The sequence below is a fragment of the Prosthecobacter sp. genome (genome assembly GCF_049294395.1).
Lineage (GTDB): Bacteria > Verrucomicrobiota > Verrucomicrobiia > Verrucomicrobiales > Verrucomicrobiaceae > Prosthecobacter.
This window is the reverse complement of sequence record NZ_JBAQCR010000223.1, coordinates 1-21,865: the sequence shown is the minus strand read 5'-3', so window position 1 is coordinate 21,865 and position 21,865 is coordinate 1. Positions and strand designations below refer to the sequence as shown.

20 protein-coding genes are annotated in these 21,865 nt (G+C 59.2%); 11 read left to right on the top strand and 9 right to left on the bottom strand.

Annotated features, from left to right (window positions below; genetic code table 11):
* Positions 1-113 precede the first annotated feature (113 nt).
* From WAW39_RS15515 to WAW39_RS15490, 6 genes are all read left to right on the top strand, one after another.
* Positions 114-926, top strand: a complete 813-nt coding sequence (locus WAW39_RS15515) for a hypothetical protein (protein WP_422320111.1) — start codon at positions 114-116, stop codon at positions 924-926.
* Positions 927-1,566: 640 nt separating this feature from the next.
* Positions 1,567-2,994: a TROVE domain-containing protein gene (locus WAW39_RS15510; RefSeq protein ID WP_422320110.1), complete on the top strand. Its 1,428-nt coding sequence runs from the start codon at positions 1,567-1,569 to the stop codon at positions 2,992-2,994.
* 81 nt (positions 2,995-3,075) lie between these two features.
* A complete protein-coding gene (locus WAW39_RS15505) occupies positions 3,076-3,852 on the top strand; it encodes a nucleotidyltransferase domain-containing protein (RefSeq protein ID WP_422320109.1) in 777 nt (258 codons plus the stop codon).
* Between the two features lie 131 nt (positions 3,853-3,983).
* Positions 3,984-5,402 carry an RtcB family protein gene (locus WAW39_RS15500; protein WP_422320108.1) on the top strand — a complete coding sequence of 473 codons (1,419 nt, stop codon included), beginning with the start codon at positions 3,984-3,986 and terminating at the stop codon, positions 5,400-5,402.
* A 22-nt stretch (positions 5,403-5,424) separates the two neighbouring features.
* The gene (locus WAW39_RS15495; protein ID WP_422320107.1) at positions 5,425-6,009 is read left to right on the top strand and encodes an HNH endonuclease; all 585 of its coding nucleotides are present in this window, start codon (positions 5,425-5,427) and stop codon (positions 6,007-6,009) included.
* 166 nt (positions 6,010-6,175) lie between these two features.
* Complete coding sequence (locus WAW39_RS15490) at positions 6,176-6,781, top strand: HNH endonuclease (RefSeq protein WP_422320106.1); 606 nt, start codon at positions 6,176-6,178, stop codon at positions 6,779-6,781.
* An 81-nt stretch (positions 6,782-6,862) separates the two neighbouring features.
* Here the strand turns inward: WAW39_RS15490 and WAW39_RS15485 are convergent, their stop codons facing one another.
* Entirely contained in the window at positions 6,863-7,780 is a 918-nt protein-coding gene (locus WAW39_RS15485; RefSeq protein WP_422320105.1) for a sugar phosphate isomerase/epimerase family protein, read from the bottom strand.
* Between the two features lie 174 nt (positions 7,781-7,954).
* Here WAW39_RS15485 and WAW39_RS15480 point away from each other — a divergent pair, with 174 nt between their 5' ends.
* From WAW39_RS15480 to WAW39_RS15470, 3 genes are read left to right on the top strand one after another with little or no spacing between them, the layout of a single operon-like run.
* Entirely contained in the window at positions 7,955-9,349 is a 1,395-nt protein-coding gene (locus tag WAW39_RS15480) for an FAD-dependent oxidoreductase (RefSeq protein WP_422320104.1), read from the top strand.
* Entirely contained in the window at positions 9,346-10,350 is a 1,005-nt protein-coding gene (locus WAW39_RS15475; RefSeq protein ID WP_422320103.1) for a hypothetical protein, read from the top strand. The genes WAW39_RS15480 and WAW39_RS15475 overlap by 4 nt, the downstream gene beginning before the upstream one ends.
* Before the next feature lie 50 nt (positions 10,351-10,400).
* Entirely contained in the window at positions 10,401-11,639 is a 1,239-nt protein-coding gene (locus WAW39_RS15470; protein ID WP_422320102.1) for a glycosyltransferase family 87 protein, read from the top strand.
* Here the strand turns inward: WAW39_RS15470 and WAW39_RS15465 are convergent.
* Positions 11,606-12,433, bottom strand: a complete 828-nt coding sequence (locus tag WAW39_RS15465; RefSeq protein ID WP_422320101.1) for an amidohydrolase family protein — start codon at positions 12,431-12,433, stop codon at positions 11,606-11,608. The two genes, WAW39_RS15470 and WAW39_RS15465, sit on opposite strands and share 34 nt — an antisense overlap.
* Positions 12,434-12,524: 91 nt before the next feature.
* Between WAW39_RS15465 and WAW39_RS15460 the strand changes: the two genes are divergently transcribed.
* Positions 12,525-12,875 carry a DUF4339 domain-containing protein gene (locus WAW39_RS15460; RefSeq protein WP_422320100.1) on the top strand — a complete coding sequence of 117 codons (351 nt, stop codon included), beginning with the start codon at positions 12,525-12,527 and terminating at the stop codon, positions 12,873-12,875.
* 2 nt (positions 12,876-12,877) lie between these two features.
* On the opposite strand, the gene WAW39_RS15455 is transcribed toward WAW39_RS15460, so the two are convergent.
* A complete protein-coding gene (locus WAW39_RS15455) occupies positions 12,878-13,663 on the bottom strand; it encodes an amidohydrolase family protein (protein WP_422320099.1) in 786 nt (261 codons plus the stop codon).
* Between the two features lie 78 nt (positions 13,664-13,741).
* Between WAW39_RS15455 and WAW39_RS15450 the strand changes: the two genes are divergently transcribed.
* The gene (locus WAW39_RS15450) at positions 13,742-15,142 is read left to right on the top strand and encodes an enolase C-terminal domain-like protein (protein WP_422320098.1); all 1,401 of its coding nucleotides are present in this window, start codon (positions 13,742-13,744) and stop codon (positions 15,140-15,142) included.
* Here the strand turns inward: WAW39_RS15450 and WAW39_RS15445 are convergent.
* From WAW39_RS15445 to metX, 6 genes are all read right to left on the bottom strand, one after another.
* Positions 15,120-15,905 (bottom strand): cyclic nucleotide-binding domain-containing protein, encoded by a 786-nt coding sequence (locus WAW39_RS15445; RefSeq protein ID WP_422320097.1) that lies wholly within the window; start codon positions 15,903-15,905, stop codon positions 15,120-15,122. The two genes, WAW39_RS15450 and WAW39_RS15445, sit on opposite strands and share 23 nt — an antisense overlap.
* A gap of 53 nt (positions 15,906-15,958) precedes the next feature.
* Positions 15,959-16,549: a family 16 glycoside hydrolase gene (locus tag WAW39_RS15440; protein ID WP_422320096.1), complete on the bottom strand. Its 591-nt coding sequence runs from the start codon at positions 16,547-16,549 to the stop codon at positions 15,959-15,961.
* Positions 16,550-16,605: 56 nt separating this feature from the next.
* Entirely contained in the window at positions 16,606-18,018 is a 1,413-nt protein-coding gene (locus WAW39_RS15435) for a PQQ-binding-like beta-propeller repeat protein (RefSeq protein WP_422320095.1), read from the bottom strand.
* Positions 18,019-18,116: 98 nt separating this feature from the next.
* Positions 18,117-19,721 (bottom strand): TIGR03790 family protein, encoded by a 1,605-nt coding sequence (locus WAW39_RS15430; protein WP_422320094.1) that lies wholly within the window; start codon positions 19,719-19,721, stop codon positions 18,117-18,119.
* On the bottom strand, positions 19,722-20,498 hold the full coding sequence (locus tag WAW39_RS15425) for an MBL fold metallo-hydrolase (protein ID WP_422320093.1): 777 nt from the start codon (positions 20,496-20,498) through the stop codon (positions 19,722-19,724). It lies immediately after the preceding gene.
* Positions 20,499-20,509: 11 nt separating this feature from the next.
* A complete protein-coding gene (gene metX / locus WAW39_RS15420; RefSeq protein ID WP_422320092.1) occupies positions 20,510-21,715 on the bottom strand; it encodes a homoserine O-acetyltransferase MetX in 1,206 nt (401 codons plus the stop codon).
* Positions 21,716-21,865: the final 150 nt, after the last annotated feature.

Genomic DNA, 21,865 nt, shown 5'->3' with positions numbered 1-21,865 from the left:
TAGCCAGCGCATCTTCCCGCTGGCATCATCCTTGTTTGGAAGATCGCTGTCACATCCGTCCAGCGTGCCTGCTCGCAGGCAGATCGTACGGATGATGATTCGATGATTCCTTTATGAAACTCGAACATCTCGAACGTGCGTTTGAATCCATCGGTGCACGGCTTCGTGTGGAGGCTCCGGCTCGCAGCCGGGGCACCTCTTCGGGATACTCGCTCGACATCGGACATGACCGTCATGGACAGTTCTTCGCCCTTCGTGGCGATGATGTGAGCCTTGCGGAGGTGGAGTTCTCCCTGCTGCACAAGCAGAAAGAGAACCGCCACCTGCTGCTCCTTGTGAAAAACGAGGACAGCAAACGCAAGGATCGCTTTCTGTGCGGTCACGATGAGCGCGAATGGTTTGTCGCCGCCGTCCCCAGCAATGCATCAACCGTGGTGCAGGCCAAGGAGGCGCTCAAACCAGCTCCCGTGCGTGAGGCGCAGGCTCGCAAGAACCTGAATGCCCGCCAGGCCAACACCCGGCACAACGCGGCCTTCCGCCGTCAGGGTGAGTGGTTCTTCGTGCCCGTGGAAAAACCACTGGTCATTGATCCCAAGCTCATCCTGCGTCACGAGCCTATCTCACGCGGAGGCGGCAGCAAGCCGCACCTCGTGGAGCAGCTCTACCGCACCGGAGGCGAGGTCGTCTATGTCCACCAACAGCATCCACGCGGACTCACGCAGAAGCAGTATGACAACCTGCTGCTGCGCCGTCCTGCCGCGAAAAACTGGCCATGGCGCCAGATGCGCCGAAACCCCGGTGTTTATGCCCGGGGCTCGATTCGTCACGCCGACCATGCCACCATCGTGCTTCACGACTGGCACCAGGTATTGATGAACGAGGAGCACCGTGCTCCTTCGCGCAGCAATCTGGCCTTCCTTGATTGATTCAATCCGACACGTTCAATCCCTGTGCGTGCGGCATGCTGCAAGTGTGCCGCACGCATTTCATTTTTAGTACACGACTCTGAGGCAGCAAGGCCGGGGATACTCCGGAAATCGTGGGTTCAAATCCCATCATCCTGGCAACAGGGTGAAGCCCTGGCCGGTTTTCTCCTCAGATTCTCTTTTTCAATTTCGCGGCAGTGAAGACAGGATTTCTTCGCTCCACACCCAAACTGAAGTGCGATTGCCCTTGAGTTGGGGGTCGGTGAAAGCCGGCGCCGGGTTCGATTCCCGGCTTTCTCAGTTAGAGCCTGTCTGCTTTTCTCCGCGATTCTTTTTTGGGGCAGTGAGACTGGAGTTACTTCGCTGATAACGAAACTGCCGCCGGTTCGAATCCGGCTTTGTCCGCCAACGCGGGCCAATAGCTCTGTGGTAGAGCATTTCAGCCTTAGGCAGGCCATGCCCGGGGCTGATCACTCAAGTCACCTTCCTCCCCAAATCCATTTTCCAAAATCAAGAACACCATGCGGCAGTGATGCCGGGGTTACTTCGGGAGCCGGTGTGCTCGCAAGAGCGCCGGCGGCTTATCACGGGCCGTTTCCCTGGCAAACTTTCTCCGCATTCCACCCAGCAAACCAACACCATGAAATTCAACTTCCTCAAGAAACGCCCGCGTGCTGACGCGCTCAACCTCGCGGGTGGCGAGGCTTTCACCGAGTCGCCTAAACTCGAACTCGCCTCCCTCATGCTCACGTCCATGCTCAAGGATGAGTTCTACCGCAGCGGCGATGCCACCGCGCAGCGCCTGCGGGAACTGATCTCCGCCCAGAGTGACAAATGCTTTGTGGCCAAGGCAGCGCTTTATGCCCGCAAATCCGCCGGCATGCGCAGTGTGAGCCACCTTGCTGCGGCGGAGCTGGCCAAAAGCGTGAAGGGGCAGTCGTGGACGGCGCGGTTTTATGACCGTGTCGTGCATCGTCCGGATGACGCCATCGAGATCCTCGCCTGCTACCGCGGTGCGCATGGGAAAGTGATTCCGAACTCGCTCAAGAAAGGTCTTGGCCGCGCCCTCGCGCGTTTCGACGAGTATCAGCTCGCGAAATACCGCAAGGACAGCGCCGATCTTTCGCTGGTCGACGTTGTGAATCTCATTCACCCGCCTGCCACCGAGGCATTGGGCAAGCTCGTCAAAGGCACACTGGCCGCTGCCGAAACTTGGGAAACCAAGCTCACGCAGGCCGGTGCCGCCGCGCAGAATGACGATGATCATGCCTCGCTGAAACGCGAGGCATGGTCGGAGCTCATTCGTACGCGGAAGCTGGGCTACTTCGCCCTGCTGCGAAACTTGCGCAATGTGCTCGAGGCTGCTCCAGAAGCTGTGAACGAGGCGCTGGCGATGCTGCGTGATGAGAAACTCATCCGCAAATCGCTCGTTCTGCCGTTCCGCTTTCAGACAGCGCTTGATGCCGTGCAGGCCAGCAATTTGCCGCGTGCAGCCGATGCACTGGCAGCCCTCAGCGATGCCGTGGACATCTCGCTCGCCAACGTGCCCTCCTTTCCAGGCCGCACGCTTGTCGCGCTGGATGGCTCCGGCTCCATGGTGGGCCGCCCGCTGCAGATCGGTTCGCTCTTTGCCGTCACCTTGCTGAAGGCGAATGACGCCGATGTCATTCTCTTCAGCGACAGCGCGAAATACGTCACGCTGAACAAGCGCGACAGCACGCTCTCGCTGGCCAAATGGCTGCAAGGCCAGGCGCAGTCTGCGGGAACCGACTTCCACTCCATCTTCCAGTGCGCAGACCGGGCGTATGACCGTGTCATCATCCTCTCTGACATGCAGGGCTGGGTGGGACACCACGCGCCCGTGGAGACATTCCGCTGCTGGAAGACGCGCCACCGCTGCGATCCGAAAGTGTTCAGCTTTGACCTGAACGGCTACGGCTCCCTGCAGTTCCCAGAGCGCCAGGTTTGCTGCCTGGCCGGCTTCAGCGACAAAACGCTGGAGACTCTGACGCTGCTGGATTCCGACCCAGGCGCCCTGATCCGCATGATCGAGGCCGTGGAGCTATAACATTAACCACACACCCGGCCCGCCGCCCATTCCGGGCGGCGGGCCTTTCACTTTACCACTCCCTAGAAAAGGAGGTTCACCATGCAAAACAATGAAGTCTCTCAGCGCGTCCGCAATGCGCTCAACCGTCTCGAAACCGAACAGGATGTCCGGGTGCTTTATGCCTGCGAAAGCGGCAGCCGAGCCTGGGGTTTTGCGTCCCAAGACAGCGACTACGATGTGCGCTTTTTGTACGTGCACCGCCGTGAATGGTATCTCTCCATCGAGAGCCGGCGCGATGTGATCGAGGAACCGCTGACCGATGAACTCGACGTCAGCGGCTGGGAATTGCGCAAGGCGCTGCGTCTGCTGCGGAAAAGCAATCCGCCACTCCTTGAATGGATGAAGTCACCGATGGTGTACCATCGTGATCCGGACTTCACCCGTGAGTTCGAGGAACTGGCCGGGATGTTTTATTCGCCGCGCCGCTGCTTTGCTCACTACCTGCACATGGCCTCCGGCAACTGGAAGAGCTATCTGGAAGGCAGGGATCAGGTGAGCCTGAAAAAGTATCTCTACGTCCTCCGGCCGCTGCTGGCGTGCCGCTGGATCGAGCGTTCGCTGGGTCAGGTGCCCATGCTCTTTCAGGAGCTGGTGGATACCGTGCTCGATGAGCGCGAAGTCCGGCTGGCCCTGGAGGCTCTTCTGGTCCGCAAGCGTGCTGGCGATGAGCTCAGCAAATCTGCGCCCGACGCCGTGCTTTCGCGCTTCATTGTCGCGGAACTGCAGAGGCTCAAAGCGCTGAACGATCCTGAGGACGCCATGGGTGACCTGGATGAACTCGACATCTTCTTCCGGCGTTATGCTTTGAAGAACTAGCAGGGGCAATCATGCCCGAAACGCAGCCTGGAAGGATGGCAACTCCTTCCAGGCTGCAACTTTACCCCAAAGAACGAACACCGCTGCCGGGAGGACCGTGCCCGTCTTTCAACATCTCATTCTATCTCATCATGCAAACTCAAGAACTCACACGCCTTGGCGTGCCACAGGGCGCAGCGCTCAAGTCTGGCATGGAATTCATTGCGAATTTCATCTCCCAAGGCGGCGAGTCCGCGCGCCTGGAGGAAGAACTTGGTGCCATCATCTCCAAGCCGGAATCATTCCTCGGCGATCCTTTGCGGGAGGCCTTCGCTCGTGACCTCTATGCGCCTGCCTACAAGCAGCGCGATCAAATTGCGCCCTGGCATCAATGGGGTGTCGGGCTCGATGCGAGCGCGGTGCAGCAGCTGGCGAACGCCTGTGCGCTGCCAGTCGCCGTGGCGGGGGCACTCATGCCGGATGCTCATTCAGGTTACGGCCTGCCGATTGGTGGCGTGCTGGCGACGGAGGATTGTGTGATTCCTTATGCTGTCGGTGTGGACATCGCGTGCCGCATGCGTCTCACGGTTTATGACCGCAAGGCCAGCACCATCGCGGGGCAGAAGGACCGACTGGCGAACATCATCGAAAGTGAAACCCGGTTTGGCATGGGCTGTGAGTTCAAGCAGCGCCGTCAGCACGATGTGATGGACGAGGACTGGAGCGTGTCTCCGATCACGCGTCGTCACAAAGACAAGGCGTGGGCGCAGCTCGGCACCAGCGGTTCGGGAAATCACTTCGTGGAGTTTGGCTCTTTTAGCGTGTCGGCAGATGATGCTGTCGCGTTGAAGGAGTCCGGCTTTGACATCAAGCCGGGCGAGTACATCGCGCTGCTTTCTCACAGCGGTTCACGCGGTGCGGGGGCGCAGGTGTGCCAGCACTACAGCCGCATTGCCATGGATCGACGCTACGATTTGCCGAACGAGATGAAGCACCTCTCGTGGCTCACCTTTGAGGAAGAGGCCGGTCAGGAATACTGGGCGGCCATGAACCTCATGGGACGTTACGCAGAGGCGAATCATGCGCTCATTCACAAGCACATTGCGAAGAAGGTGGGAGCTCATGTCATGCTTGACATCGAGAACCACCACAACTTTGCCTGGAAGGAAACGCATGTGGTGAACGGCGAATCTCGCGAAGTCATCGTGCACCGCAAAGGTGCCACACCTGCAGGAGCAGGCGTGCTGGGAGTGATCCCGGGCTCGATGGCGACGCCGGGCTTTGTGGTGCGTGGCAAGGGGAACCCCGAGTCACTCCATAGCGCCTCTCACGGCGCAGGTCGTGTGATGAGCCGCAGCCAGGCGCTGCAGAGCTTCGCCTGGGGAAATGTGAAGAGACAGCTCGCCGCCGCAGGTGTCGAGCTGCTCAGCGCCGGTCTTGATGAAGTGCCGGGTGTTTACAAGGACATCCACAGCGTCATGGCCGCGCAGACAGATCTTGTCGAAGTGCTCGGCAAGTTTGAGCCACGCATCGTCAAGATGTGTCCGGCTGGAGAGAAAGCAGAAGATTAAAAAAATGAAGTTCAAGAAAGGCATGAAAGACCTCCTCACCAAATCCACCGTCCTGGTGCTCAACCGCAACTGGCAGGCCATCGCCGTGAAAACGCCGCTGGAGGCCTTCAGCATGATCGCCACCGGTGCGGCCACAGCGCTCGACATTGAAGCGGACGGAAACATCCGTCCGGTGACATGGAAGGAATGGCTGGGCCTCCCGGTGCGTGATGGCGACAACGCCATCGGCACCGTGAACGGTCCGGTGCGTGTGCCTTCCGTGCTGGTGCTGGCCCGCTATGACAGAGTGCCGAAGAAACGGCCCAAGTTTGGCGTGCGCGCCATCTGGGAACGCGATGGCGGCCTGTGCCAGTACACCGGCCGCAAGCTGCGCCCGCACGAAGGGAACATCGACCACGTCGTGCCGCTTTCCCGTGGCGGGCCCACCTCCTGGGAAAACTGCGTCCTTGCCGACAAGCGCGTCAACAGCCGCAAAGGCAGCAAGCTGCCTGAAGAGGCCGGCCTGAAGCTGCTGCGAAAACCTGCCGTGCCCCGGGAACTGCCCGTCACCCACCTGATCCGCAACACGCACCAGGTGCGCGACTGGGAGATGTTTCTGGCCAAATGACCTGTGCCGCCGGGGCAACCCGGCGGCATTTTGCCTATTTAGGCGCGGAAACGATCTTGGCACTTGGCAAACGGCCAAGACTCGCCAGCATAGGGGTCCAACATCAAGGAGCGATCACCGCGAGTGTGAGTTCCTTCGTGCCGAAATTCCAACTTAGGAGCTGTGCATGAATGAAACGTTGACCAAAACGACCGTACTGGTGCTGAATCGGCACTGGCAGGCCATCGACTCGAAAACGCCCATTGAGTCCTTCAGCATGATGGCGGCGGGCAATGCGACCGCGCTGGATATCCAAGCCGCGGGTGACATGCGACCTGTGACATGGGATGACTGGCTGAAGCTGGAGGTACGCGAAGGCGACAACAGCATAGGCACCGTACATGGTCGCGTGCGTGTGCCGTCCGTTCTGGTGCTGGCCCGCTTTGACAAGGTGCCCAAGCGCCGCCCCAAATTTTGTGCCAAGGCGATCTGGGAGCGCGATGGCGGCATGTGCCAGTACACGGGCCGCAAGCTGCGTCCGCATGAGGGCAACATTGATCACATCGTTCCTGTCTCCCGTGGTGGCGCGAGCAACTGGGAAAACTGTGTGCTGGCCGACCGCCGGGTGAACAGCCGCAAGGGGAACAAACTGCCCGAGGAGGCGGGTCTGAAACTCCTGCGGCGTCCCGTAGTGCCACGCGAGATTCCCGTGACGCATCTCATCAAGAACCACCACCGTGTGCGGGACTGGGAGATGTTTCTCGCAGGCGGGACCGGCGTGTTTGAGGTTTAAGGGCTGAACAGCCAAAAGGGCAGGAGCAGCTCATTGAGCGCCTCCTGCCCCTTTGACGAATTTCGAGTGTGAAGCCCTGACTCAGCTCAGCTTGGCGCCCACCTTCTTCAGCATCGCTTCCAGCATGCGTCCGTATTTGATGTAGCTGTCGTACTGCTCCTTGGCCTTCTGCTCAGGGGAGAGTTCATCCGCAGCACCTGCGCCGTGGAAGACGACGGCCACGTGCGGTTCGATGCTGATGTAGCCAGTGTAGCCGGTATCTACCAAGTCTTTCATGATGCGTTCGGTCTGGCCTTCGCCTTCGCCGGGAAAGGTGTAGATGGCATCGTTCTTCGTTTTGTCCCAGATGCCATCTTTGACGTGCACATGGGCCATGAAGGGCTTCACGGCCTGGTACATCTCCCAGGCGTCCTGCTTGTGGCCGGGCTTGTCACGGTCGTCGATGAAAACGGGGTTGCCGGTGTCAAAGACCCACTTCATGCCGGGAACGGCTTCGGCCATGCGCTTCACGTAGGTGGGGCTCATGCCGCCCCAGTTCATGCAGTTCTCATGCACCACGGTGAGGCCGGCGTCGGCGAAGCGTTTGTTCACTTCGTTCATGCGCTTGATACGCTCGGGGGCAAACTGCTCCTCCAGATCCTTGCCGGCCTCGTCCTTGCAGACGGCGTAGCTCATGACGCGGATCAGCTTGGCACCGAGGCGCTGCATGCGCGGGATGGCACGGCCGATCTCTGCCTCGGTGATGCTGAAGTCGTCGGTGATTTTTTTGGCCCAGTTGCCGATGAGGGAGCCGAAGCCGCTGACCTTCATGTTTTTCTCAGCCAGGCGTGCCACGACCTTGTCGAAGGTGGCTTCGGGAATCTCATGCAGGTTGCCCTTCACTCCGTCGAATTCGACGATGCGTGACTCGATGCTGTCCCAGCCGAGTTCCTGGTGGGCCTGGATTTGCACATCCAAAGATGCGCCTGCTTCGTCTGCGATGCCGGTGAGTTTGATCATGGTCGGGGGATGGGGATACGGTAGATAGGATTGATGGATGCAGAGGGCTGGAGCGCAAGGTTTGGCTTTGACAAAAAATGACCGGCTGAGGGAGGGCAAGTGGGGCCAGCCGTTATTCTCGACAGGGGAGGAGTCTTTTCTTGAACTTGCGCGGGGGGGCGTCATACCTGAAAAATGGCCGAATCAATCTCTGGCTCTGAACATCACATAGCCAACAGCGTTTCCGGCCAGCACCCCAGACTGATGATCCTTGGTGGCGGTCCGGCGGGGCTTGCCTTGGGGCACTTTGCGCGCAAAGCAGGACTCGAATTTCAACTCATGGAGGCTTCATCCCGTTTTGGCGGCAATGCGACGACCTTTGTTGAAAACGGATTTCGTTTTGATTCAGGGGCGCACCGGCTGCATGACCGGGACAAGGCCATGACGCAGGAAGTCAAAGCTCTGCTCGGAGATGATTTGCTTGAATGCAACATTCCGAGCCAGATTTATCACGATGGGAATTTTGTCGATTTTCCGCTGTCGCCGTTGAATCTGATTCGTGCGCTGGGCGTGCCTGCCAGCGTGCGGGCATTGGGTGCTTTTATTTCTGCGAGGATGTCGCGACGCAGCGCATCGCAGTCATTTGAGATGCAGGCGATCCGGGCTTATGGCCGTGACATCGCGGATCGTTTTTTGTTGCGTTACTCTGCCAAGCTGTGGGGGTTGCCCTGTTCGCGGCTTTGTCCTTCCGTTTCCGGCAAGCGTTTGCAGGGCTTGGATTTGCGCACATTTCTGCTGGAGGCGTTTCGTGGCAGGAGCGCCAAATCTGCGCACCTCGACGGCCATTTTTATTATCCTCGTCACGGCTTTGGCATGATCACGGAAGGACTGGCCGCCTCCTGCGGGCGGGAGCGCCTGCGGGCCAACGCGCGCGTCACCGGCATGCAGCATGATGGAAGGCGCATTCTCTCGCTGCAAATCAACGGCGAAGAAACCGTCCCGGTGGAGCGAATCATCAGCACCCTGCCGCTGCCGCTGATGGCCCGTCTGCTTGCTTCTGGGCTGCCAGCCTCAATCCGAGATGACGTCGCGGGACTCAAATTTCGCAATGTCGTACTGGTGGCCTTGTATTTGAACAAGCCTTCCGTCACGAAGGTGGGATCAGTGTATTTCTCCGATCCGGATTTCCCCATGACGCGCGTCTATGAACCCCGGAACCGCAGTGCTGCCATGGCGCCTGCTGGTCAGACCATGCTGGCGGTCGAAATTCCGTGTAATGCTGCCGATGAGGTGTGGCGGCAGGATGACGCCGAACTGGTCCGTCTTGTGGCGGACAAGCTCAAAGTCTGCGGCTGGTTTCACGAGGATGAAGTGCTGGGGGGCTGTGTGAAACGTCTTCCCGCAGCCTACCCGGTTCTCGAAGAAGGCATCCGGGAGCGGGTGCAACGGATTATGGATGCGCTTTCCCGGTTTGAAAATCTCACCATTCTGGGCCGCAACGGAGAATTCCGCTACACTCACACGCATGACATGCTGCGTGCCGGGCATGATGTGGTGGCTGCATTGGTACAGGCGCAACAGCAGACATGAAGGCCAGCGCTCTTGAAACTCGGACGACCCGGCAGGCTCACTGGATCTGGATGATTCTGCTGGGGTGTCCTGCTGCCGTTTTGCTGGGGTCGTATGTACTGCTGGCACTGCATCATGGGGTTTGGAATGTATTTCCAGTCGTGGTGCATGAGAATGGTCGTTACACGCTCACGGAAACGATTTTCTATTTCAGGCATTTCGTGCGCGAACTGCCAGTGAACACCTTGATCGCCATGGCGCTGGGGATGCTGGCGGGGCTGCATTCGCCGCTGGAGCAGGGCAGCTCCGCACAGTCGGGAAAAGCATGCCGCCATGCTGGTCTGGCCGCTCTCCTGATGGCAGCAACTGCGATCACCATCACCTGGGTGCAATATGACCGGAACGAAGCCTGGACCGAACTCGCCCAGTATCGCACACGGGATGAACTGGCCGATTTTGGTTCCCACTGGCGCTACCATCTCCTGCACATCGTGGACAGCTTCCTGTTTTGCATGGGCATGCTGCTGGTGAGCCGAGGGCTGACAAATGCGGGTGGTTTGAATCGAAGAGCGCTCGGCTGGCTGTCGGTCCTGGGGGTGGCTTTTGTCGTGATCACCCTGGGATTTGGATCGCCGCTCAGAGCGCTGACAGATCCGCTCTACCTCGCGCATCAGGCACGCGAAATCGAAACTCACCGGTTATTGACGCTCTGTCCGGCGCTGGCCTGCTTGTTGTTGCTTGATCTGCGGCTTGCTGCTTCATCCTGGCTGCCAGTGGTCAATTGGAGGATGATCTGGCAGGGGGTGGCCTGGATTGTCCTGGCCACGCTGATCCCGCTTTGGATTGTCTGGCGGCTGAGAGAGGTGAACATCGGCTCCCTGGCGCAGCGGCAGACAGGTCTGTGGCAGCTTGCTGCAGCGCACCATTTTGAACATCTGCTGGACTCTGTTTATGTGACTTTGCTTTCGGCATGGGCCTATTTGAGCCTGATGCGCAGGCGCACCTCCGCCAATTCACCATGAAGCGTTCTTTGTTCCAACCCTGGCTGATGCGGATCATTCGAGTGGGCGCCGTGTTGTTTGCCGCCGCTTTTTTGGGTGTGGGAGCGTTCTTTGCTCTGAGTGAACCCCGGGGCTTTGATGGAAATGTGCGAAACGCGTTGTCCGGTTCACAGGATCTTCTGCTGCGTCACAATGAGGTGCGCATGCTCCTGATGGGGGAGAATATTTATCAACTCGACCCCCTCAAAGACCTCAATCAGCGCACCGCGACCTTGCTTGGCGCGGGCCAGCTTGTAGGCGCAGATTACTTTCCATCGACCCTGCTGCCAGTTCTGCTGATGGCCAGGCTGCCTTTCAATGCAGTCAAAACATTGTGGCTCCTCATCAACCTGGGGGCATTGGTGCTGCTTGTTTGCACCATGCGCTGGATGATGGCAGCGGGCGGCCCATGCAATGGGGATCAGATGCTGATGACCTGTCTCTGGATCTGCGGCATTCCATTCTGGAGCTGTCTAGCCATGGGACAGGCGTCCATTTTCTCAGTGGCGCTCACCCTGGCTGCATTTCGTGCCGACTGCGCCCGGCGGCCCCTGCTGGCCGGAGTGCTGCTCGCCTTTGGGGTGTTTAAATATGCGCTGATCTGGCCCTTGGTGCTGTTTTTCTTCATCATGCAATGGCGCTGGCTCTGCCTGCTGGTCGGAGGGGTCATTCACGCTGGAGTGCATTTGGTGCTATGCCGCATCATCAACGCGAATCCGATCACGATTTTCGCGGATGTCCTCAGCGGCAACACGAGGGTCTTTAACAGCAACAGCCTGCTGACGGTCTGGATGCCGTTTCGCTCATGGAACGAGATGTTTCCAAATCTTGCTGTTCCGGCTCAGCTCTGTGGAGCCATGCTTTTGTTGTTGATGCTGGGCGGGCCCCTGTGGATTTGGCTGCGCAGAAAAAAAACCGACCGCCACAACTTGATTCGATGGACGGCGGTGTTGCTCCTGCTGTCCCTCCTGGCTGTCAGCTCGCGAATTTTTTCCCACATGTATGGCCTGCCAGTGCTGTGGATCGCCTGCTCTCCCGCCCACCCTTCGCTGTCATGGTTCCAGCGATCTCGTCTCATCACTTGGGTTCTCTATCTTTGCTATGTGCCCAGTGGAGTGGATGATCTCGGCGTGTCGGAGCAGGTTCTGCAGGCGTTACGAATTGTGTTCAATCTGGTTATCGCCGCTCTGGCGGTTGACCTTGGCAGGCTGCTGTTAGCCGGTGAACGATCTGCTGCTCAGCTCAGCAAGGCGGCTGCATTGCGCTCTTGAACTGCCTGTGTTTGCGCTGGATCAAGCGCAGACTCCTGCATTTTCAGGCGGGCGGACTCCCAGTAGAACACTGGGGCGAATGAGCCGAACACGAGCCGCTCCAGAGGCCAGGTTTTGAGCAGGTTTTCCACGCCGCCCACGCCTTCGATCATCGCGAAATCGATCCACACGTTCGGGCATTCCTGCAAATCGTGAAGCAGCATGGTGGCGTTGGCATTGAGCAGCATGATACGCGATTCCTTGATTTCCTGCAGGATGCCTGAGAGCGGCTTGAGATCGACCGGTGCCACACGCACCTGCGGGTTCTGAGTGCGTTCATTCTCCATCTGGATCACCAATTGCACCAGCAGACGGTGCTTTGCAGCGAGGGGGAGCAGCTGGCGAAAGGCCGGGGCTTGCAAGTCGTAGCCGTGATAGTTCGGATGCAGGCGAATCACGCGCATGTCGTGATCTTCAGCGCAGCGTTTTACGTCATCCTGCCAGTCTGGGAGGGAGAGATTGATGGTGCCGCAGGGGCGGAGAATGGAGTTTTGGCAGGCTTTGGCGAGCTCACGGTTCACATTGGCCACATCACGCCGCAGCAGGCCTTCAAAGGCACCGGTCCAGGCCTCCGTCACGCCGCGCAGGTTCAGACGTTGAATGAATTCTTTGGCATTTTCAGCACCAAGCTGCCGAAACGGATGGGAGCCCAGATAGACGTGGCAGTCGGTTAGTTTTTTCGTCTCATCCACCGCGCGCAGGGATGTGGCTGCAAGCATGGCGCTGGAGGTCAGCATGAAATTCCGGCGATTCATGCCGGTAGTTTGAACGATTCGGGGGCTGTGAAAAGCATTTCCTCCTGCCTTGCGCTGTTTTGATGTGAAGGTAGCCTACTGACACATCAAGATGAACTGGTACTACAACAACGCAGGCGCAGCCGAGGGTCCGATGGATGACCAGGCGATGACCGAGCTGGTCCGTGCCAAAAAGCTGTCTTCGGATTCTCTGATCTGGCATGCGGGACTGGAGGCATGGCAGACGGTGGCCGCGCTGGCGCCTGCCTGGTGGGCGGCATCGTTGCCGACCCCGGCAGGCCGACCTGCGCCTGTGGCGGCCAAGAAATCTGCTGAAGAAAAATCGGACTCAGGTGTCCGCAGGCTGGCCGGACCGAACGCCCCGAACACTGAGGCTGCCGAGACCAAATCAGGCGGTGGGTTCCTGAGGCGTCTCTTTGGATTCGGCAAAAAGAAGGACTGAGCTCACGCTTTGATGCCTTTGGCCCGCAGGATGGGCAGCATGAGGCCGCGCAGATTGTCGCAGAAGATTTTTTGTTTGTCGGCATCGCTGAGCTGCGCGCCGTGAACTTTTGCAAGCTGGCTGGCGAAGCTGCGCCCGCCGCAGTCGCTGCCGTAAATGACGCGCTCGGCGCCGAGCTCACGCACCGCCATCTCCGTGAAGCCTGCCGTGGGATCTGAGCCGGCGAGATCGGCATAGAGATTGGTTTGGGCGCGAATGGCACGAATGCCCAGCTCCCAAGTGCCGCCCGTGTGGCCGCAGATGATGGGGACATCAGGAAAGCGTTTTGCCAGCGCGACGAGATCGTCCGGGGTCGATTCACCGGGGTAGTTGGAGGTGGTTTTGAACCAGGTGTGCTGGAAAATGACGGCTTTCAGTTCAGCGGCGCGGCGGATGATCGAATCGATGGCGGCCACGTGGCATCTTTCAGCCACCCAAAGCTTCACGCCCACCATCGGGCCGTTGGCCACGCAGCGTTCCAGCTCCGCGAGGCTTTCTTCAGGATGCTTGGCGCTGAGATAGACAAATCCAAAGGCCCGATCAGGGAATTTTGCGATGGCGCGCAGCACTTCATTGTTCTGCTGCACCAGATCGGCCGGGGAGGGATCCTGCGACCATTTCAAGCCCATGTAAACGCACAGCCGCTCGATGCCCATGCGGTCGGCATAAACGAGCAGCGCCTTGAGGCGTTCCTCCGGGGTGAGGCCGGGGACACCGGACATGTGGCAGTGCAGATCCCAAATGCGCATGGAGAGGAATGAAGCGGAAGCAGATCGCCACGGCAATGTTTTCTTTGCGAGCTTGCTGAGGCGCTTCATTTTGAACTCATGCCCACCACCAAACCCACTGACGTCCGAGTCACCGCCGCCGAAGTTTTCTTTCTGCCTGTCACGATGCGTGTGCCGCTGAAGTTTGGCCCGGAAACAGTGACCAGCGCCGTCTGCCTGCGGGTGCGCGTGACGGTGGCGGACCGCAGTGGCAAAACGGCGCAGGGCTGGGGCGAAACGCCGCTCAGCGTGTCATGGGTCTGGCCCAGCAGCCTGAGCGTGGCGGTGCGTGCGCAGCGTATGCAGGATTTTTCCACACTGCTGGCCAAGCGACTCGTGGAGAGCGGCTTCACCGGCCATCCGATGGAAATCGGCCAGGACTTCATGCACGGCCCGCTGGCGGCCACCCTGAAGGAAGCCAACGCTGCTGCAGGCGGGGATGAGATGCCCTACCTAGGCTCGCTCGTGGCGTTCAGCGCCTTCGACATCGCCGTGCATGATGCGTATGGCGTGCTGCATAACCGTGACATCTACTCCACCTACAACGCGGAGTTCATGAGCCGGGATTTGTCTGCGTTCATCACACCGGAAGAAGGCAGCGGCATTGATTTCAAGGGACGCTATCCGCAGGACTACCTTGTGATGGATGCGCCGAAGCAACTGCCGGTGTGGCATCTCGTGGGCGGTGTGGATGCGCTGGAGGCAGCGGACTTGAACGGGACGGAGCCGAAAGACGAGCATCCGCTGCTGCTGGCAGACTGGATCAAACGCGACGGTTTGAAATGCCTCAAGATCAAGCTGCGCGGCACGGATGCAGCATGGGATTTTGAGCGCATGCAGCGCATTGGACGCATCGGTTTCGCCGGTGGCGTCCAGTGGCTCAGCGCTGACTTCAACTGCACCGTCAAGGAGCCTGGGTATGTGAATGACATCCTTGACCGGTTGCTGCGTGATGAACCGGAAATTTTTGCCCGCACCTTGTATGTGGAGCAGCCGTTCCCGTATGACCTTGAGGCGCATCAGATCGACGTGCGCAGCGTCTCGGCGCGCAAGCCGTTGTTCCTCGACGAAAGCGCGCATGACTGGGAGTTCGTGCGCCTGGGGCGCCGCCTCGGCTGGTCTGGTGTGGCCTTGAAAACCTGCAAAACGCAGACCGGTGCCTTGCTGAGCCTGTGCTGGGCCAAGGCGCATGGCATGCCGCTCATGGTGCAGGATCTGACGAATCCGATGCTGGCGATGATTCCGCACGTGCGGCTGGCCGCCCATGCAGGAACGATTCAGGGCGTGGAGTGCAATGCGATGCAGTTCTATCCCGACGCGTCACTGCCGGAGCAGGAGATTCACCCCGGCCTGTTCCAGCGGCGCAATGGCATCGTGGACCTGAGCACCCTCAGCGGCCCGGGATTTGGCTATCGTGCAGACGAAGTGAAGCGCGTGCTTACGGCAGCTCCTCAATCGTGATCGTGTAGCGGTGCGGGCTGTCGGCGTTGCCGAAGATGATTTTGTTTTCGCCGGTTTTCAGCAGACTGGTGATGCAGCCCGCATCAACGCTGACGTGCTCGCCATTCACCCAGGAGCCGAGCTTGCTGCCGCGATCACGCAGGACGAAATGACCATGCTCGAAATCGATCTCGCAATGATTGCGCGAGAGCTGATACGGATGATGCTCTTCAATGGAGATATCGTTGCGGGCAAGGGATGACACTGCGGTGTCAAAGTAAGTGCGACCGATGCGGAAGGGGAGCTTGGTGATCGTTTTTTCCACCGGAGGATGATCGAAACCGGTTTCATCGTAATGCGACCGGATTTTTACGCGGAAAACGGGCTCCTTGGCTGGCTTGGGTTTGGTCACCAGAGGCACGGTGGCATTGGTGGTGGTGGTGGTGGTAAGCAGCAGATCGGTCCTGCGGATGCGCTCAAACAGCGTGGCGAGGTACACATGCAGGCGGTCGGAGCGCTGGATGATCTGCTGTTCAAACTCTTCTTCAGCAATGGTCTCAAGCGTGGTGTTTTCCAGCGCGGTGGCGGTGGCGGAGCGCGGGCGGTCCATGATCATGCCCATCTCACCGAAGATTTCACCCGGGCCGATCTGGGCGAGTGACTGGACCCCGTGAGCGGTGTTGATGGAGATCTCGACCAGCCCACTAACGATGAAGTAGGCCTCCTTCGATTTGTCGTTTTCACGAAAAATGACCTGACCTCGTTGAAAGTGCTCGGTTGCCATGATTGCGGAGGATATGGGGTGGCTATGCAAGGTCAAGCCTCAGGTCGGATAGTTTAGAGGCGCCGAATCAGCACGCCACGAATGCGCGACTGTGTGGCATAGCTGGCGAAGCCGAAGGGGACGCATTTTTCAATGTCACCGGTACGCAGGCCGAGCCTGTGGCCTTTGGTGCTGGTATTGACGAAGAGCTTGTCATTGATCCAGGCCCGCAGTTCGTCATCGCGCACCTCGATGCGCACCTTGTGCCAGCGGTTGTTTTCAAAGTAGCCGTTGCCGTGGGTGCCGTTCTCGCTGGCGTCCATTTCATCGATGCTGGAGATGCCGACGAGCGTGCCACCCCAGCCGCCGACGACGAGCGAGACATGCGAGTCGTTCACCGGAAAGGTCACGGTACCGAAGAAGTCGTTCCCCTCCACGCGCATGGCCTCGTATTCGATGGCATAGCGTGTGAGCGGCAGGTTGGCAGACATCCAGGCATCAAAACGTACGCCGGTCATTGGCTGGCCGGGCCGCAAGGTGATCTCGCCGTCGTGGATCAAAACTTTGCCTTCTTCGGCCATGCCGGAGGCTTTCCAGGCAGGTGCAAACTCCTCAGAGAGCAGCTTCCACTCGCTGCGGGGCGCCGGACCGCAGTGCGTGAGCATAAAAAGGAGGCAGAGCCATGCGTCCCTGCCTCCGAGAGATTTGATGAATCTGTGCATCAGCCTTTCACATCGTAGCAGGAGATGAACTCCTGGTCACGCAGGTAAAGCTTGCCGTTGCTGATGACGGGATGCGTCCAGATCTTGCCCTTGGGATTGCGCTGTGAGGAGGTGGCTTCGAGTTTGAAGTTGCTGACTTCCTGCCAGCCCTTCTTGGATGCCTCGACCAAGGCGACCACGCCGTCGTTTTCACTGAGGCAGTAGAGCTTGCCGTCCGCGCTGGTCACGGCGCCTTTACCGATGCCCTTGTCCTGCCAGACGATGTCGCCGGTTTTGAAATCCTGGCAGGTCCAGCCGCCCTTGTCTGAGTGGCCGTAGAGCAGGCCGTCGATGAGAATCACGCCGCCATGGTGATTGACCATGTTGGTGTTGGAATACAATTCGGTGACGTTGCTGCCGTCGATTTTGACCGACTTGCAACCGACGCCATAACCAGCAGCCACATACACCTGGCCGTCGCTGTAGATGGGGGTTGGAATCACGGCGGTTTTGCCGGGGAATTCGGTCTTCCACAGCACCTTGCCCGTTTTGGAGATGCCGAGGATGCTGTTCATGAGCAGCTGCACGTATTCGCGTTCACCGCCCTGGGTGATGGGAATGACAGAGGAATATTGGGCATTCTCTGTCACGTCGGTGGTCTGCCATGCGACTTTGCCGGTCTTGGCATCCAAGGCGGCGACAGCGCCTTTGGAGCCGCCTGGAGTCACAATGACGAGATCACCATCCACCAGCGGAGATTCGGTGTAGCCCCAGCCCTGAAGTTTGCCGCCGAGATCTTTTTGGAGGCTTTTTTCCCAGATTTTTTTGCCGGATGCAGCATCGGCACAAATGATGTCACCATTGCCACCTGTGGCATAGACCATGCCGTTGGCGACTGATGGGGTGGCACGTGGTCCATCTCCCCAGCCGTTTTTGAGAATCGGGCCGACGGCGGTTTCCCACAGCTTCTTGCCGGTGGCGGTGTCGATGCAGATGAGCTTTTCCTCAGCATCGTACAAGCCCATGGTGTACAGCTTGCCGCCGACGACGGCAAAACCGGAATAGCCGAGTCCGGCTTCCTCGTTCACCCACAGCCGCTTTGGGCCACCTGCAGGCCATTTTTTGAGCAGACCTGTTTCCTTTGAGACATCGTCACGGCCCGGGCCGCGCCACTGCGGCCAGTCGCCTGGAGCGCCCCCAGCGCTGCTGGAGGCACCTCCACCGAGGAGAGCCTGATCTGCCTTGCTGAGAGAGGCGACCGCCAGAGTGAGCAGGGTGCCATTTTCACGCTTCAGGGTGACTTTGCCTCCGGCGACACTGACGAGTTCGGCTTTGATTTCGTGGGCGCCTGAAGCGTCTTTCCAGATGCGGATTTCAGCACTGGCCCCGAGGGTCAGGCAAAGTAAGAACAGAGCGGTGGTGGTGATCTTCATGGATGGGTGTGAATGAGCGGCTAACTTCAAACGGGCGATGAGTCCCGGGTTTTAGCACAGACTGCCACTTTCACTGCATTCTATCTGGCAGCAGTTTTTCATCCGCCCATGTCCTTGAGCAGGGACTCGGCGGCGGTTCGGGCGGGTTGATCTTTGAAACGGGCGTCATCGAGTGTCTCCCGCAGCAGCTTGCGTGCGGCATCGGCTTTTTCACTGCGGCGGAGCATTTCAGCACGGTACAATCTCAAACGCAGCAGCTCGGCGGCATCCTGGGTGGTGGATTCGGCGTGTTCGAGCAGGTCGATGGCCTGGGGGAGCTTGGACTGCAGGGCGGAGAGCAGGGCGGTGAGTTCGAGGAGGCGCGGTCTTTGACGTTTCTCGGCGAACTCCGTGAGGGCGGTTTTGATGTGCCCATCAGGCTCTCCCGCCAGACGCAGCGCCATGCCTTGATAGAGTGCGTAGTCACGGTCGGATCCTTCGCCGAGCTTGGCTCCGATGCCTTTGCCAAAGGGGCGGTACAAGGGATCACCCAGCACGACATTCATCCAAGACAGCGCCGGTGTGGCATTCCATGCGGCCTCGCCGACGGTGAAGCCTTCGAGGAGGCGCTTGTTGAAGATGTCAAAGTGCAGCGTGAGCGCGAGGTAGGGCTCAAACACATTGCCAAAGGTGACGGCGGCTCCGTGCGAGAGCAGCGGGCCGGCCCAGGCCCTATCATGTGAGCGGATGATGCTGGCGCTGAAAGAGTGCAGATGGCAGGCGATGGCACCCCGTTTGAAACGGAAGGCGGGTGAAGCCAGCGCCCCGACGATGTGATCGGTGTACCAGCCGAAGTAGAAAATGGTGTCAGGCAGCGGCCAGCCATCCCGCAGCACGTCAGCGGAGCGGTCGATGAAGACGGGAATGCCAGCGCGGCGATAAGATTCGGCGCTGTTCTTGAGCCAGTCCTCTCCTTCCTGATAGGCACCGGTTTTCTGAGCGAGGTCAATGACGGCACGGCCAAGCAGGCCAGTTTGCTCGGCATAGATCGCGTCATCGATCATGCGTTTCACGGTGGGGGCATCAGGTCCGTCGAGCCGGCCGACGATCAGGAGTCCAAGTGAGTTTTGAGCACGGGGAAAACGCGCCTGCTGGTCGAAGTAGGGATTGCGCAGGCCGCCTTTGACGGGCGGATTGTTGAGTCCGAGCACAGCAAGTTCAGAGTCGACGCTGGCCTCGTCCTCCTCGGATTGTTTGGGCTTTTGCGCTGCACGGCGGATTTGAAAAGGAACGCCGCGCATGAGCACCAGCACGCGCACCTTGCTGGACGGGGTGGTGGTGACGCCGTCTCCGGTGAGCGGCTTGCCGGGGGTGGGCGGTTCTGCGTTCCACCAGTGCCTGGATTCAAAGAGCTGCAGCAACGGGCCTCGCAGCTGGGCTTCGAACTCGCCGCGTGAGATGGAGTCCTCCTGCGAGCAGCGCAGTCCAATAACTCGCTCCTTGGGGATGTGGCGCTGCTCAGCGTAGTAGGCGGCCAGTTCCGCAGAGCCGGGGAAATCTGGATTGAAAATGACAGCGGTTTCGGCCGCGGCATCCCAGTCGGCGATGAGCTGGGCGTGGACTGAGAATGCGGAGGCCAGAAGGAGGAGGCAAAAATGACGAATGAAGGCTCTCGCAGCTCGGCCGCGTGTTTTCTGATTCAGGATTGGAATCCCAAGCATCATTCAAGTCCACTCCAGTTTAAGTCCATCGTAAGCGATGTTCACTCCGGATGGAAGCTTGGGATCTTCCACGGAATGCATGATCTCACACTGGATGTGGGTGAACCAGGTCTGACGCGGCTGGAGTTCGCGCTGCACGGCCAGGGTTTCTTCAAAGCTCATGTGCGTGGGGTGCGGCGTGTGGCGCAGGGCGTCGATGATGAGCGTATCGACCCCTTTCAGCAACTCGAGCGACTGGGGCAGCAGCGTTTTGCAGTCTGGGATGTAGGCGCAGAGTTTTTTGCCGCCGCGTGAGAAGAGAAAGCCGATCGTGTCCACCTTGCCATGCTGCACGGGCAGGGGAGTGATGGTGGTTTCGCCCAGATGAAAGGGGCCGTGAATCGGTTTCGGAAACGGCTTCAAATAGCCGCGGTATCGGTTCTCTCCATTGAAGGCGTAGATGAACATGCGCTCCAGCACGGCCAGACACTCCGGTGTGCCGTAGATCGGGAGGAAATGATCCGCCTCGGTGGTGAAGCGACGCAGGTCATCGAAGCCGGTGAGGTGGTCCATGTGCGGATGCGTGAAGATCGCGGCATCCAGGCTGCGGATGTTTTCACGCAGGCACTGCATGCGGAAGTCCGGCCCGGTATCCACCACCCATGCCGCCTCAGGCGTGTGGATGTAAACGGAACTGCGCAGCCGCTTGTCCTTGGGGTCGGTGCTGCGGCACACGGCGCAGTCACAGCCAATCACCGGAATGCCGACGGAGGTGCCGGTGCCGAGGAATGTGAGTTGCATGGACATGGGATTTATTCGACCTCCGCAACCGGTCGGTCTACGGAGCCTCTGTTCCAGCGGCCATCGAGGGTGAATGAAAGATGCGGAGTGTAGAGCTGGGGTTCGAGAAGGAAGGAGTCGTGGCCTTTGTCTGAGTGCACGGTGATGTGCATGTTCGAAACCTCGGCTTTTTCCAGGTGGCTGACGAGTTCCGCCTGTTCCTCGGGGTAGAAGCAGAAGTCGCTGTCGATGCTGAAGACGAGGTAGTGCTGCCCGGCCGCGGCGCTGCGGGCGAACAGCGCCTCATAGGTTTTCACTCCTGCATCCCCGAGCGGATCGTAGCGCAGCCACATGTCGGCGATGCGCAGATAGGTGTTGGCATCGAAGCGTTTCACGAATTTTTTTCCCTGATGCAGCATGTAGCTCTCGACGTTGTGCTGCACGCGATACCACGAGAGCGATGCTCCGCCGGACTTCACATCCTGCCGTGCACGGCGTTCAATGGCGTCGAGGTGGACAAAGGTTTTGTGGCTGATCATGCGAGCCAGGGCGAGGCCGTACTCGGGTGCTTTTCCTTCGTAAAAATCTCCGCCACGAAAGTGTGGGTCGTTTTCAATGGCGAGCACCTGCTCGAACAACGTGAGGCGTGTGAGCACCGTAGTGCGGCAGCCGCTGGCGATGGGGACAACGAGTTTCACGCGCTCAGGGTGCAGCGTGGCCAGATTGATCGCCAGCAGGCCTCCCACGGAGGCCCCAATGACTGCGTGGAGTGTTTTGATGCCGAGGCCGTCGAGCAGGGCCAGCTGCGACTTTACGACATCGCTTGTGCGTACTTCGGGAAAGGTGCTGCCGTAGGGCTTGCCAGTGGCAGGATTGATCGAGGCCGGTCCGCTGCTGCCATAGCAGCCGCCCAGGTAGTTTGCGCAAATGATGAAGTAGCGGTTGGTGTCGAGCGCCTTGTCGGGACCGATGAAGAGATCCCACCAGCCGTTGTGGATGTCTTCCGTCCAGCGTTCATCCGTGTTTGGCACTTCGGTGGTGACGCCTGCCGCATGTTGGCTGCCAGAGAGGGCGTGAAACAGGAGAATGGCGTTTGATTTGGCAGCGTTAAGCTTGCCGTAGGTTTCGTAGGCGACCGTGATTTCAGGCAGTTGAGCGCCACTGGCGAACGTGAAAGGTTCCTTGGCGCTTCCGGTTTGGAAAAATTTGGTTTCTTCTGTTTTGACGGCCTTCGACATGAGGCGCGGAAGAAACAGGGTTTTGGAGAAGCGGCAAGGCGGATTGCTTGCAGCCGGCTGTTGGATGTCCGATTGCCGGATGGTTTGAACAATGGTTGGCTGGTGCCCTCCTTGAATCTGCATTAATACGGTCGTTTATTACCTGAAACC

Bases quoted from the DNA above. Each gene is read 5' to 3' on its own strand.
- WAW39_RS15425 (WP_422320093.1), bottom strand. From the start codon at position 20,498: ATGCAACTCACATTCCTCGGCACCGGCACCTCCGTCGGCATTCCGGTG.
- WAW39_RS15495 (WP_422320107.1), top strand. From the start codon at position 5,425: ATGAAAGACCTCCTCACCAAATCCACCGTCCTGGTGCTCAACCGCAAC.
- WAW39_RS15515 (WP_422320111.1), top strand. From the start codon at position 114: ATGAAACTCGAACATCTCGAACGTGCGTTTGAATCCATCGGTGCACGG.
- WAW39_RS15450 (WP_422320098.1), top strand. From the start codon at position 13,742: ATGCCCACCACCAAACCCACTGACGTCCGAGTCACCGCCGCCGAAGTT.
- WAW39_RS15460 (WP_422320100.1), top strand. From the start codon at position 12,525: ATGAACTGGTACTACAACAACGCAGGCGCAGCCGAGGGTCCGATGGAT.
- WAW39_RS15440 (WP_422320096.1), bottom strand. From the start codon at position 16,549: ATGCTCACGCACTGCGGTCCGGCGCCCCGCAGCGAGTGGAAGCTGCTC.
- WAW39_RS15475 (WP_422320103.1), top strand. From the start codon at position 9,346: ATGAAGGCCAGCGCTCTTGAAACTCGGACGACCCGGCAGGCTCACTGG.
- WAW39_RS15510 (WP_422320110.1), top strand. From the start codon at position 1,567: ATGAAATTCAACTTCCTCAAGAAACGCCCGCGTGCTGACGCGCTCAAC.
- WAW39_RS15465 (WP_422320101.1), bottom strand. From the start codon at position 12,433: ATGAATCGCCGGAATTTCATGCTGACCTCCAGCGCCATGCTTGCAGCC.
- WAW39_RS15480 (WP_422320104.1), top strand. From the start codon at position 7,955: ATGGCCGAATCAATCTCTGGCTCTGAACATCACATAGCCAACAGCGTT.
- WAW39_RS15435 (WP_422320095.1), bottom strand. From the start codon at position 18,018: ATGAAGATCACCACCACCGCTCTGTTCTTACTTTGCCTGACCCTCGGG.
- WAW39_RS15445 (WP_422320097.1), bottom strand. From the start codon at position 15,905: ATGGCAACCGAGCACTTTCAACGAGGTCAGGTCATTTTTCGTGAAAAC.
- WAW39_RS15430 (WP_422320094.1), bottom strand. From the start codon at position 19,721: ATGATGCTTGGGATTCCAATCCTGAATCAGAAAACACGCGGCCGAGCT.
- metX (WP_422320092.1), bottom strand. From the start codon at position 21,715: ATGTCGAAGGCCGTCAAAACAGAAGAAACCAAATTTTTCCAAACCGGA.
- WAW39_RS15490 (WP_422320106.1), top strand. From the start codon at position 6,176: ATGAATGAAACGTTGACCAAAACGACCGTACTGGTGCTGAATCGGCAC.
- WAW39_RS15455 (WP_422320099.1), bottom strand. From the start codon at position 13,663: ATGCGCATTTGGGATCTGCACTGCCACATGTCCGGTGTCCCCGGCCTC.
- WAW39_RS15500 (WP_422320108.1), top strand. From the start codon at position 3,984: ATGCAAACTCAAGAACTCACACGCCTTGGCGTGCCACAGGGCGCAGCG.
- WAW39_RS15485 (WP_422320105.1), bottom strand. From the start codon at position 7,780: ATGATCAAACTCACCGGCATCGCAGACGAAGCAGGCGCATCTTTGGAT.
- WAW39_RS15505 (WP_422320109.1), top strand. From the start codon at position 3,076: ATGCAAAACAATGAAGTCTCTCAGCGCGTCCGCAATGCGCTCAACCGT.